The organism is Paenibacillus xylanexedens (assembly GCF_007680605.1).
Lineage (GTDB): Bacteria > Bacillota > Bacilli > Paenibacillales > Paenibacillaceae > Paenibacillus > Paenibacillus xylanexedens_B.
On the sequence record NZ_VEIO01000007.1, the window covers coordinates 66,361 to 80,476 of the forward strand.

A 14,116-nucleotide genomic window follows, 5' to 3' on the forward strand; every position below is an offset into this window, starting at 1 on the left:
GGGAGTTATCGCGAAAATTTACGTTTATTTACGTAATTATGCAACTTTTTGGGATATAAAGTGTTTAGTATATAAGGAGTATTATGATTTTGGCTGTTTTTGCGTATGAAATGGAATCTCGAATCTCGCAATAGGCGAGAGCATGATTGATAGAGCACACGGATGCAGTGCCATCCTGTTGTATATATACGTTCGTTCCCGGTCTGGATCGGGGATGTAGCGATGTGCAAGACCATTTTGTTAAAAAGCAAAAAGACATGGGGAGACGTGGACTACTCTCGTTTTACCATGTAATAACTTGGGCGGCAGTCAGGGTCTTGATGCGTGACAACGAAGGGGAGAGGATCACGATGGGATTGTTTGGAGACGATTTTTATTCAACCAAGGTATCAAGACGCGCCGAACCTGAACAGAAAGGCAAACTTCAGATCATCCGCCCGGGAGGCGGTAAACGCGCACGTGATCGCTGGAGCAATCCGCGTAGATCACGCTCGGAATTCAGTTCTACCGTCAAGGTAGCTGTGATCAGTTCGGTGATCAGCTCCATCGTGACGGTTACGCTGTTCAGCTTCATCAGCCAGCCTGCAACGCAGTTGCCTCTGGCGAATGCAGCAGGTCAAGGTGGTGGAACTGCACAGACAGCACAGGTTGCTGATCCGTATGACCGCATCATCAATGCAGCGGCAGAAGTACGTCCTTCTGTTGTCAGCATCGTGAATCATAAAACAGGCAGTACCCTGTCGATGGAAGATTCCGCGCTGGGGTCCGGGGTTATTTTCAAAAAAGAAGATGGCAAAGCCTACATTATGACCAATCACCACGTCGTGGAAGGTGCCAGTGATCTGGAGATCGTGACCGTGGACGGGGAAACACATAAAGCTAAACTGGTGGGCAAGGACCGGGTGAGCGACATCGCGGTATTGTCAACGGACGATAAAGGACTCGGAGCGGCGGCAGAAATCGGTGATTCCAGCAAGTTGCAACGCGGTCAGACGGTACTGGCGATCGGTAACCCACTGGGTCTTGGCGGTACGCTGACATCGGGGATCGTTAGTTACACGGATCGGATTTTGCCTGTATCGATTAATCAGGACGGGGTGTACGACTGGGAGCAAAACGTCATTCAGACGGATGCAGCCATTAACGAGGGCAACAGCGGCGGAGCACTGGTTGATCTGAACGGCAAAGTCGTGGGCATTAATACGATGAAAATCTCGGATACCGGTGTCGAGGGGCTTGGCTTTGCGATTCCGATGAACGAAGTGATGAAAACAGTGGATTCCCTTTTGCTGAACGGCAAAGTATCCCGTCCTTATCTTGGTGTTTACACCGTTGATCTGAGCAATCCGTATGCTCCACTGGATGATGATCAGCGCAAGGACCTCAAACTTCCATCCCATGTAGATAGCGGTGTGGTTGTACTTGAGGCTTCCGGCCCGGCATCGGAGGCAGGCATGAAGCTGAACGATGTGATTACGGAATTCGATGGGCAAAAAATTACCTCCACGCTGGATCTGCGCAAATTCCTGTACGATAAGAAAAAGATCGGCGATACGCTAGAGGTTTCGTTCTATCGGGATGGCAAAGCGGAGAAAGTGTCCGTGAAGCTGACGGATAAGCCGGAGTAAGGCTTGTGGAGTTTATGAAGTTTGAGGGGCTGTGACAGTGGAGCATCCATGTGCAGGTTGTTTCACTCAAATGATCATATGTCATGGAACATGGTCATACTGATAAGGTGATCATGGGTCAAGATGAGAGTATAGAGAGTGATCAGAATATCTGACCACTCTTTTTATGTTCATGGGGTATGAGGTATGAGGTAGAACCTAAGGGTAGGGCAGGACACAACTATAGTAAGTTGAACTATTCTTTTACACGTTAACGAAGAGGACAGAAAAAACCTGGAAAAGCGAAGCGCTCGCCTGAAAGCTTTCTGCAAGAAAGCTACATCGGAAGCATACGCTTATCACCGGATTTTCCCCTTGGAAAAGGGAATTAAAAAAATCTGGGGATAACCGCTACTCTCCAGGTTATTCTGTCATCGGAGTGGACTGTGTAAAATCTTTAGTTCAATTTATATAGACAGAAAGACTTGGAGCGAAAGGCGCAGATACATTTGTTCGCCTGTATGGTAAACTGTTCTTAATGTGTTTACATAGATCGTTGTTGCAAATAACAGCTGGATAACGTGTGATCTGGCTAGCTAATCTGAAAATGGAGGGATTCGGAGATGAATCTATTGAAGAAAAAGGTACTTGGTGGAACAGGGTTGGCACTATCGATGCTGTTGTTATCTGCATGTGGATCGGAGAGCACACCAGCTGCATCAGTAGATACGAGCGCGTTGCAGGAGAAGATTGCTGGCCTGGAGAAAAAGCTGACCGAGCAGGGAATTAAAAGCGATGAGCAGGCGCAGAAAATTGCGGCACTTGAGAAAAAGCTGAATGAATTTGGTACAGCTGGCGTTGTTGGACAAGGGACGGGTGGCAAAACACCGACAGCTGGAGGAAACAACGGGTCTGCTGGAAAAGGAGACGGGGTACTGATTACGTTTGCCCAGTATGAGAAGCTGGAGGTTGGCATGACCGTGGAAGAGGTCATCAGCATTCTAGGCGGTGAAGGTGAAGCGCTAAGTGAAGCCGAGAACATGGTCGTGTACAACTATAAAGGCACAGCTGGCAACGGCGGCAACGCGGTAATTGCTTTTCAAGGCGGGAAATTGCTCACGAAGGCGCAGTCGGGATTGGAGTAGGCTGGGAGCTGAGGGTAAGAAGCAAGTTAAGGATAGGCAGGGTCACATGGGGGGCTGAGCATCTTGATACATCAAACTCATTACACCGCGCGCTAGGCAAAGCAGATAAGGATGGACAAGTACGAAGAGTGGTGGGTAAAACACTTAGTGTAAGGATCAGGGACAAGGGTTAGGATAGAGTAAAGGCAACGACAGAAAAAGCAAGGATATGAGCAAAAGCTTGAATGTGCGCTTGAAGTTAAAACTAAAGTTGAAGCATTCCAGCAAGGATACCTGACTGAGGTGGGGGATCGTTGAGGGAGTGCTTTTTAATATGCGATGGTTTGCCTTGGTAAAGTGGGCGAGCAGGATTTGATTAAAGGCTAGGCTTGAAGGCAACGGGAGAACGTGAGTGAAATAGAGCAAGAACAGCAAGGATCGGAGAAGCCCCCGGAGTAACATTCTTAAGTGTGTGCATGTGCATTGGTATCTTAGGTGCTATAGGAATAATTCTGGTTTTTGTGTTTGATAAGACAGGAAAGGGAAAGATATACCTGCTCATGCAAAGCGGAATGCTTTTTCGGTGCAAGAGTGGCAAGTTTTTGCATGGATCTACGAGGTGGGGGTTTCTTTTCCGCGGCAGGTGTGATAGAACTGAGAAGTGGCTATCCTGTAATGGGATAAGCGGTTGTGAATCGGGAACATAGCTGGTGACAGAAAGGATGCTTGACGGATGTACGTTGTATGCAAAGAACACGTGGACATTGCCATCGACATGTTTGTGGATGAATATGAGGACGCTCCAGATATCGTGGATTTGAAGGAGACGGAATTTGCCGACTGGGACCCGCCTGCCAAATGCGCTGAGTGCGATCAGCACGCGGAATTCCTTGTCGTTTAGCGTACTGTAGAGCAAGCCGCTAGGGGTGCTATTGGATGGTGCTATGAGATGTCGTTGTGCATGGCGTAGCAGCGATAGATAGTATCTCTGGCGTTAGACTTGGTTCGATCCGGTATGAACATCACAGCAAGGTGCAGAGAGAGCGTGTTGAGCGCTCTTTTTGCATTTGTGGGAGAGCGAGCGGCTGTGGCGGGGGGAGTATGGGGGCTGGCGATCTAATGGGCTGGAATCAAGAATTAGCGAGTTTTGAGTGGTAAGAGAAAGGGTAGGCACAGAACGTTGAGAATATGAGTGTGGGAGCGGCAAGGCACAGACATTGGCATATATGAGCTGTGAGCCGCCGAGCTGAATGTGTTAGGGCATTTTGCAGTAATTAAAGGCGTGGTCAGCGGGTGAGAATTGTAACGATCATGAGAAACCTTATTTGGGCAAAATGAGCGTGGTTGAAATTCTAACGATTCGTAGAAAGCTTATTTTGGGAAAATCACAGCAAACAGAGCGAAAAATGCTCAATTTGGGCGAAATAGCGTCATCTGTGATCGTTAGGTTTTAAAAGTGGGCAATTCGGGCTGAATAAGGTTTGTGGTGATCGTTAGAGTTTGGAATGATTTTGATGGATGAGCGATGCGATTGAAGCATCTAAGAGAGATAGATGGATGGCAAGAGGACGATTCAGGAGGAATGATCACATGTTGATTCAAATTATTGGCGTAGGCAAATTGAAGGAAAAATATTTAACGCTGGGCATTCAGGAGTATGCCAAGCGGCTCGCCCCGTACATCAAGTTTCAGATGATCGAGGTCGCAGACGAAAAAGCGCCCGATACCCTGAGCGAAGCCGAGGTACGGGCGGTAAAAGAGCGCGAGGGCGAACGCATCCTCGCGCATGTGAAGAGCGAAGCGCACGTCGTTGCGCTCGCACTGGATGGCCAGCTCTGGAGTTCCGAGGAGCTGGCTATGGAGATCGACAAGCTCGGCACGTATGGGACGAGCCATGTCGTGTTTGTCATCGGAGGGAGCCACGGGCTCTCCGATGAGGTATTGCGCCGCGCGAAGCAGCGCTTGAGCTTCGGGCGCATGACCTTGCCGCATCAATTAATGCGGCTGGTGTTGGTGGAGCAGATTTATCGCGCGGTGAAGATAAATCGGGGAGAACCGTATCATAAATAAGCAAAGCCCTTCGTCATATAATACCCTTTAATAATAAATTCGTGGCTCTAACATCCCAAAAATAATGATAAAATAACAAGAAGCACTGCGTTCGGATTGGAGAGGGAACAGGGATGGTTTTTACAGAAGGGATTCTTTTAAATGAAATGATGGACGGTGCCTTAATGGAAGTCGGTACCTTCTTACATATAGCAATAGGACTGACGGAGTCGGTGCAACATGCTCATAAGCGTAAGGAAGTATGTGGAAATTTAAATCCAGCGAATATCCGAATTCAGTCCAATCGGGAAGTCGTTATTCTCACAGATTCGCAACTGACGGATTACACCTATATGTCTCCCGAACAAACGGGCAAAATCAATTATATCCCAGACGGGCGTAGCGATTTGTATTCCCTGGGTATGCTCTATTATGAAATGCTGTCAGGCCGTCTGCCGTTTCACGCAAACAGTGCGGAAGAATGGATACATGCGCACCTTGCTGTTGTACCGAAGCCGCTGAGTGAATGGCGTTCAGATCTGAGCGACTCGCTTGAGGCTGTTATTATGAAGCTGTTGTCGAAGGATCCGGAGGCGCGCTATCAGAGCGCTTATGGTTTATTAAGTGATTTGAAGCGGTGCGCTTTATTGCTGGAAGAAAAGGGAGAAGTGACCTCTTTCGAAATCGCCCGTGCAGATGAGGCCAGCCGGTTTCGGATTACTCAGACTCTCTTTGGACGTGAAAGGGAAGCGGCAGATCTAAGAGATGCTTTCGAACAGGCTAAAAAGGGTGCATCCTCGTTCGTTTTCGTCAGCGGAAGTGCAGGCAGTGGCAAGACGGTACTCGTCCGAGCGCTTCAGATGGTAGTTAGAAGGGATGGAGGCCGGTTCATTAGTGGCAAATGTGACATGATGAATCGCGACATTCCGTTCTCTTCTTTACTGGAAGCTTTTCGAAGCCTAATTCGACAAATATGGAGCGAATCGCCGGATCAAGTAGCGAAATTGAAGAAGGAATTAACAAAGGCTTTAGGCCAGGGAGCAGCCGTTATTGTACAGCTTTTACCGGAAGCTGCTGAGCTGTTCGATGTCATTCCAGCGATAGAACCGCTGCAGCCTGCAGAGGCTGCGATTCGCTTTAACCGGATAGTACCCATATTCATCAAGGTGTTTGTGGATAAGCAGAATCCCTTAATTATATTCCTCGATGATCTGCAATGGGCAGATCCTGCTACGATAGATGTTCTTCGTACCCTTGTACACGATCAGGCACGACCTGGTTTACTAGTAATCAGCGCGTTTCGGGAGGAATTCGCTCAGAGCTGGAAGAAAAACGAAGGAAATAAAGTGGATGCGGCAGCATGGATGGCGGAGTCGCTTGCCTTGCACAATGAATCACAATTATCTGTGCATCATATCCATCTTGAGGCGCTATCCTATATCGAAGTGAGACAATTCGTATCCGATGTTCTGGATGAGAACTCAGCCCGTATTCGCGCCCTCGCGGAGGTGTTATACCACCGAACAGGCGGCAATCCCTTATACTTGAATCGTCTGCTAGACAAGCTATATCGGGAGAATAAGATTTATTATGATGAGGTAGAAGCGTCATGGGCGTGGAATCCATCTGTCATTATGGAAATCCCTGAGGATCCTGACATTGTCCACTTGATTGAGGCTCGTATTCGTATGCTATCCCCTGCCAAAATCGAGCTGTTAGCGATAGGTGCAGCTATCGGACATCGTTTCTGTTCCTTGACGATTTCATTAGTAAGCGGATACCCTCTACTGCAAGTACGCACACTTCTGCATGCCATAGAGGAAGAGGGACTAATCTCTCGAGAACATGAGAGTGATGCGTCAGACGATGTGGAACGTTATCGATTTTTGCATGACCGTATTCAACAGGCAGCTTACATGACCATGTCTGAATCAAACAAAACGAGCTTACATCTGACCATTGGCCGGGTGATACGCGATGATTTATCTAATGAAAGAGGATTTACGATCTTTGATCGGGTACACCACTTGAATTTGGGCAGTGAGAAAATAGAGGATGACGCAGAGAAAAGAGAGCTTGCGGAATTTAACTATGAGGCAGGATCGAAATCTAAGGCATCAACCGCGTTTACATCTGCCCTTCACTTCTATGAGATCGCTTTACGCCTATCCAATGGTGATTGGAAGAATACAGCTTCTCTTGATTACCGGATCATGCTGGAGATCACCGAATGTGAGTACATGTGTGGTCATACAGATCATGCGGAGGAACTACTGGCGAACTTAATGTCTTGTACAACGAACGTGGTTGAACGTTCTCGTATTTATTTGATTCGTATTGCCATGTATTCGTATCTGAAGAAGGATGAAACAGCTGTCCATATTGGGCAGCAGGCGTTGGCAGAATTGGGCTGGAAGTTCCCAAGCAAGCCTTCCAAAGCATTAGTGATCAAGGAAATCCTGCTCACCCAGAGCGCATTGTTCAATAAGGCTAACGATATTCCTCATTTGCCGATTAATCAGGATTCACACTATAAAGCATTGTCAGATCTGGTCATGGCGATTTCGCTTCCTGCCTATGTACTAAGTATTGAGCAATCAGCTGTGTTATTCTCAAGATTTGTACGATATGGTCTAAAGCATGGAAGCAATGAGGCGTTTTCCTTTATGCTTGCCAGCTACGGGATGGTTATTTATAGAATATCAGGTTTCCGCACGGGGACTCAATATGTAGCTCAGGCATCTCGTCTAGCCTCTTCCTTTGATAGCGCAGACCTGCAAAGCCGATTGTATTATCTGAAAGGTCTTGTCGAAATTATCAACCCGGATGAAGGAATCAAGAAGTTTGAGAAATCGATCCAGGCTGGGATGGAATCGGCTAATCTAACCTATGTTGGAATTGCAATGATGACGACGATCACCAACTTCACCGAGAATTTGTATTCATTAGCTACACGGATACAAGAATATGAAAAGACTTCACAGCAGCTTGTAGACGGCGTCACAATGAACATTTTCCAAAGGGCAAAATGGTATATCTCACAAATGCAAGATGAGGCTGGACATAACGATGACTACGTTACGCCATTACTGAATGAGACATACAAGGATTTTGTGAATAATGAGGTCTATTATACATGCACTTGTAATCTGGAAATCGCTTATCTCTTCGGTCGGTATCGTGAAGCTCTTGAATGGGCCCATAGAGGGGAGAGGAATACATTCCTCCAGACGCGGCCGCATGTTCGCAAACAAAGGATGTACTATTCCTTGACGCTTGCTGCTATGTACTCGGAAGTGTCACCCCATGAGCAGAAGAAGATACGGATGAAGCTGCGTAAGCACTTACGTGCTATGAGGCGATGGTCTGGCTATGGCGGCAAGACTTCGTCTACTTATTTGCTGTTATCCGCTGAACGTTATCGGATGGAGGGCAATAGAGTCGATGCTGCACGATTATACGAAAGGGCTATACGAGTAGCTCGCCATGCAGGAGAGGGGCTGATGGAGGCGATCTCTTGTGAGCGAGCCGCTGTATTCTATCGGCAGATGGAGAGCATGAACGGTGCTGAAGCGCTTATCGCTGATGCTTGTGACGCTTATTCAAGATGGGGTGCCACGGTCAAGGCAGTGCAACTGAGAGCAAGCCATCCAGGATTACAAACAGCTTCGAATGAGGGCGTGGAGAAAGACAAGATGTTCATAGAGCAGTCTGGTGCAATCAAAAGAAGGTCTGAAGGTATGTCTTGGCGTACTGCGGGCAATCGGCAATTTAAGCATCAGCCGGAATGGATGGATGCACTAGACAATTGTCGGACAATGGATCAATTCTTGGAGCTTTCCATCCGCTATTCTGGAGCGGAAAGAGGGCGTATGGTAGGTAGCGGCGGAGAGATTTACGCCATTGAAAATGAAGGCTCGTTGAGCGATCACAGGGGAGCTTCGTATGGGGAGTCGATTGTCAGATATGTACTAAAAACAGGAGAATCGGTCATACTTGCAGATGCGTTGCACAGCTCTTATTCCGCTGATCCTACGATTAGTAGTAGCCAGTCCCGATCCGTGCTATGTATGCCTGTTCTTTTCTCAAGCAGACGAATGCCCTTCGCGCTTTACTTGGAGAACAGTCTCATAGCTGGAGTATTCACTCCGGATACGAGGACCATGCTGGAGCAAATGACTGCCCGAATGATGTATGTGACATCGTTGGATGAAGCACGCGTCCAGAGTGATTCACCCATCGTCTCGTCAGCTCATTTGTCATCCACTTCTGAGGAAGCTTCACGGCTGGTAGTCGAATCACTCACGAATCGTGAAAGAGAGATCTTGTACGCGCTGACAGATGGATTGTCGAACAAGGAGATTGCTTATCGATTCGGATTAACCGAAGGAACTGTCAAAAGTTATATTCATAATGTATACGGCAAGCTGGGAGTGAAACGAAGAAGTCAGGCAATTGCCCGTGCCAAGGAGTTGGAACTCATTAATTAGGCTATTTTCTACAATATTTTCGAAACACTAACTTTGGTTAGTGTTTTTTTTATGGCTTGGGTTCTATACTGAGGACCGAATTCAATAGGGGTATGGAGGAGAAAACGACATGAGTACAAGATTTCGAGTAGGTAGGAAGGTAACGGCGCTCTTACTTATCATGATGATGGTGATCGGCAGTATGCCGGGATTGCTTACAACAGGAGGAGGTAAGGTTTTTGCGGCTGATTTTAGCGGCGGTGATGGATCGGTAGAGCATCCTTATCTGATTACTTCACCGGAGGAACTAAACGTTATTCGCGATTATCCAGACAAGCATTATAAACTGGCAAATGATATTGACCTGACAGCGTTTCTTGAGGAGGGCAATGGTCTTGACGGTGGTACGTCATGGCAGCCGATCGATAATTTCTCAGGGTCATTGGATGGTGCCGGGCATATCATTACAGGATTGAATATAGATCTTCCTTTTAATTCTCTTGTTGGACTTTTTGGTTCCATAACGGCTACTGGTTCTGTTACGGCAATTGGTCTGGAAAATGTCCGTATAAAAGCGTACGAGATGGTTGGCGGTATAGCAGGAAATTTAGAGGGAGAGATCTCTAACAGTTATACAACGGGTACCGTATCAGGATGGAGTCTTGTAGGAGGATTGGCTGGAGCTGCTCTTCACGATTATTCATCGATTAAAAACAGCTATTCGATGGCTACCACTTCGGGGAATAATATGGTGGGTGGAATAGCCGGATTTAAGCATCCAATAGTTATGATCGAAAATACGTATGCTACAGGAAACGTAGCAGCAACTCGGCAGCAAGGCGCAATAGTAGGTGATGGTGGATCTAACCTCGTTATAAATAGCTACTACGACCAAATCACGACAGGAATTAGTAGTGGTGCAGGGAACGGAAAAAGTACAGAAGAAATGAAGCTCCAAGCTACATTTGCAGGTTGGGATTTCGATCAGATTTGGTTTGTTCCCCCTCATCAATATCCTCAATTAAGAATATTTGCGAATGCTCAACCTGTGGCTTCCCCAGATCCTGCAGATGGATCTGTCGCTTTAGGTTCAGAAGTGACGCTTACGGGTGAGAGAGCGGATACTGAAATTCATTACACGACAAACGGCGAGACGCCGACGAGATCTAGTGCATTATACGATTCAGGCACGCCAATCGTAATCAACGACGATGTCACGATCAAAGCGATGGCGGTGTATCCGGGGAAATTAGATAGCCCGATTATGAGCAAGAGCTATAAGATTGTAAGAGCAGCAGCTCCTTCAACCGCAACGTTGGAGAAAGGGTCACAGTATGGAACGAAGCTGAATAATGTGACGAGCCTGATGGAATATAAGGTGAATGATGGAGCGTTTCAACGTATTACAGGTACAAATGTAGATAATATTCCCGTACAACCGGGCGATAAAATCTATGTTAGATTCCTTGCCGACGATGAGAACCCAGCGTCTTATGAGCAAGAGTTATTGGTAGCTGAGGAACATATCGGCTTAAAAACAGAGGCTACGCTGACCTCGACAATCGGAACCGTAAGTCAACTCGGAACAGCTAATGAATCCATAACCGATGTTCCATACAGTACGAGTTTGGCAGATCTGAGGGGAGCGATCACGCCGGCGGCGAATGCTACATTTCAGATTTACAAATCGGATGGAACCACGCTAGCCACTGAAGTGGTGACGGGCATAAAAGTCATTGTTACCGCTGAAGATGGAGTGACGCAGACTACGTATACCGTGACGATGAGCGCTGCAACGGCAATTAAGACGGCAGCGATCAGCGGGTTAGCTGTTCCAGTCGTGGGCGAAGAGCCAATTCGACAAATAGATACAAACGAATATACCGCATCCGTGACTTGGTCTCCAGAGGTGGCTTCCCGGTATGTACAAGGAGAGACTTACACGGCTACGATGACGATTACACCCAAGAGAGGGTATGGATTAACGGGGGTACCTGCGAATTTCTTCACGGTAGCAGGTGCGACGGTTGTCACGAATTCAGCCGATTCCGGTGCAGTGACGGTAACATTCCCAGCAACAAAGTTCCTATTTTCCGGTGGCTCAGGAACAGTAGCAGATCCTTATCTGATTGGAACGGCATCTGAACTGAATAAGATTAGAGATTTCTTGGATTCGAGCTTTAAGTTAACAGCGGATATCGATTTGAGCGGCTATGCAGAAGGAGCAGGCTGGGCGCCAATCGGTTCTGATTGGTACAATGCGTTTGAAGGAAACTTCGATGGCAATGGTTATACGATCAAGAATTTAACGATAAATACAACAAGTTCTGATTTTACAGGGTTATTCGGCTATATCGAGAGAAGCGCGACGGTCAATAATGTCATTCTGGAAAATATCGATGTAGTCAGCAGTAAAGGCTATGTAGGTGGACTAGTTGGAGCGAGCGATGGAAACATCACAAACAGCGGGGTCGTCACAGGGCGTGTGAGCGGGGGGGACAGCTCGTATACAGGCGGGTTGGTTGGTTATAACTTCTCTGCAATTAGCGATAGCTTCTATAAGGGAAATGTGAGTGGAACAGCGGACGTTGCAGGCGGGTTGGTCGGCTTTAACGAAGGTGGTACGATTAGAAATAGCTTTGCTATCGGAAGCATTAGCGGTCTGTACACAGGTGGGCTTGTAGGATCGAATAATGGACTACTATCTTATAGCTACTTCCATGGAAGCGTAGATGGGAAAAATGTTGCAGCGGGATTAGTTGGAGCAAACGTTTTTCGTGTCGATAACAGTTATGCAACGAGTACCCTAACAGGAGAAGGAAGTTTAAGCGGCTTAGTTGGGATGTATGGCGGTTCGGTAAAAAATAGCTTTTACGAAAGTGAAACAACCGGACAACCGAGTGTAGGGACGGCACTAACGACAGCGGAGATGAAGACGCAAGCCAGTTATACAGATTGGGATTTCGGTCAGATCTGGACAATAGATTCCGCGGTTAATAATGGATATCCTTACTTGCGGAGTTCGGAGCTTCAAGTTACCTATAACGGAAACGGTAAAACGGGTGGAGAATTGCCGATTGCCCAAACCTCTCATGTTCGAGGAGATACGGTTAGCGTTAGTGGAAACACAGGCAATTTGGTCAGAAATGGTTACACCTTTGCGGGATGGAATACCTTAGCGGATGGATCCGGCAAAAATTATTCGGAGGCAGATCGTTTTACGATTACGGCGAGTAAGACATTGTTTGCGAAATGGGTCAGCACCCTTTCAACGTTAACCTCTACAATTGGAACCGTAAGCACAGGCGGGACGGCCAATGAAACGCTGACGAACATTCCTTACGGAACAACGTTAGCCGCATTGAAGGCCGCTATCACTCCATCTGCAGATGCGACATTTGAGGTGTATGCGGCGAATGGGACTGATCTTGCGACTGCATTATTGACAGGTAGCAAGGTCGTTGTGACGGCGCAGGATGGAAAAACGAAAACGACCTATACGGTAACCGTACTAGCAGCACCGATCACACCAACACCTACCGTTCCGTCGCCGACACCGTCAACACCAGCTATCGTGCCGACGCCAAAACCATCAACGCCAGCTAAAGTATCGTCAACAGACGGCAGTCTAACGCTTCCAGTTGGATCAATTGGCGAGGTTAGTCTGGAAGATCAGTTGAAGATTACTGTTCCTGTAGGCGCAGTCAATCAAGAACTGAAATTAACGATTTCAAAATGGCTGGATACGGAAAATGTTCTCATTCATAAAGAGGTGCTTGCAAGCCCGGTATATGAAGTGTTGAAAAATATTTCGGGTAATTTCATCAAGCCGGTAACGTTAACCTTTACCTTTAATGCGAGTCAAGTGAAGAGCGGTCAAGGGGTGGCAATCTTCTATTTCGATGAAGAAAACAAAAAATGGATAGAAGTGAAAGGCAGTCAGACAAGCGGAAATTCAATTAGAGCGGAGGTTGATCACTTTACGAAGTTTGCGGTGCTTGTTGTAGACCAGGCGACAGGGCTTCCTGTGTCGGAGGAAGGGGCGGTAACCCCTGCCAAACCGGAAATTAGCTTTAGCGATATTGCTGGGCATTGGGCTGAAGCAAACATCAAGCAAGCGGTTCAAGATGGAATCGTAAACGGCTATAGTGACGGAACGTTTAAACCGGGTAAAACGATAACCCGTGCCGAGTTTGCAGTCATGCTGATGAATGCCTTGCAAGTTCAGGAAGCAGGCGCGGAGCTGACCTTCACAGACCAAGCAGACATTGGGCGTTGGGCACGATCTGCGGTAGCACAAGCTGTGCAAGCGGGTATTATTAGCGGCTATAACGATGGTACCTTCCGGGCGAATGCAAATATTACGCGTGCAGAGATGGCGACGATGATGGGGAAAGCGTTTGGTCTGCCACTGGACCCGAATGCAGTTACTTTCTTCGCAGATGACGGGATAATCCCGATCTGGGCCAAAAGCGCAGTAGCCACGCTGCAAGAACGCGGCATCGTGAACGGAATTGGGGCGAATACGTTTAATCCTCATAAACAAGCAACAAGAGCTGAAGCGATTGTTATGCTTTTGAATATGAATAAAGAATAATCTCATAAAGACGACTAGGGAGAGTTCACACTTCCTTGCAAGACAAACATGCCAAAAGGCTGGACGGAAAACCTTACGGTTTCTCGCCCAGCCTTTTTATTGTGTAAAATAGATTTGTATGTGCGTAGGCTTTGGGCTAAATGTCTGAATTAGAATTTGTTCCGTTATTGAATTAGGGAACAAATAAAGGAATTGAAATAAGATTTTCTATATTGACGGAATGTTTAGTTAATAATAAAGTGGACTAATTATATTGCTTTCAAATGTAAT

General features: G+C 47.0%; 7 protein-coding genes. All 7 read left to right on the forward strand.

What is annotated here, in order from left to right; translation table 11 throughout:
- Positions 1–350 precede the first annotated feature (350 nt).
- The gene (locus FS818_RS22970; protein ID WP_145335032.1) at positions 351–1,628 is read left to right on the forward strand and encodes a S1C family serine protease; all 1,278 of its coding nucleotides are present in this window, start codon (positions 351–353) and stop codon (positions 1,626–1,628) included.
- 602 nt (positions 1,629–2,230) lie between these two features.
- Complete coding sequence (locus tag FS818_RS29420) at positions 2,231–2,752, forward strand: hypothetical protein (protein WP_260989949.1); 522 nt, start codon at positions 2,231–2,233, stop codon at positions 2,750–2,752.
- A gap of 712 nt (positions 2,753–3,464) precedes the next feature.
- Positions 3,465–3,632, forward strand: a complete 168-nt coding sequence (locus tag FS818_RS22980) for a CxxH/CxxC protein (protein WP_090923561.1) — start codon at positions 3,465–3,467, stop codon at positions 3,630–3,632.
- Between the two features lie 56 nt (positions 3,633–3,688).
- Positions 3,689–3,889, forward strand: coding sequence for a hypothetical protein (locus tag FS818_RS29115; protein ID WP_139168930.1), 201 nt, complete (start codon positions 3,689–3,691; stop codon positions 3,887–3,889).
- A 432-nt stretch (positions 3,890–4,321) separates the two neighbouring features.
- A complete protein-coding gene (gene rlmH / locus FS818_RS22990; protein ID WP_062327777.1) occupies positions 4,322–4,801 on the forward strand; it encodes a 23S rRNA (pseudouridine(1915)-N(3))-methyltransferase RlmH in 480 nt (159 codons plus the stop codon).
- A 113-nt stretch (positions 4,802–4,914) separates the two neighbouring features.
- A complete protein-coding gene (locus tag FS818_RS22995) occupies positions 4,915–9,270 on the forward strand; it encodes a BREX system ATP-binding domain-containing protein (protein ID WP_145335034.1) in 4,356 nt (1,451 codons plus the stop codon).
- A 109-nt stretch (positions 9,271–9,379) separates the two neighbouring features.
- Entirely contained in the window at positions 9,380–13,846 is a 4,467-nt protein-coding gene (locus tag FS818_RS23000; protein WP_145335036.1) for an S-layer homology domain-containing protein, read from the forward strand.
- Positions 13,847–14,116: the final 270 nt, after the last annotated feature.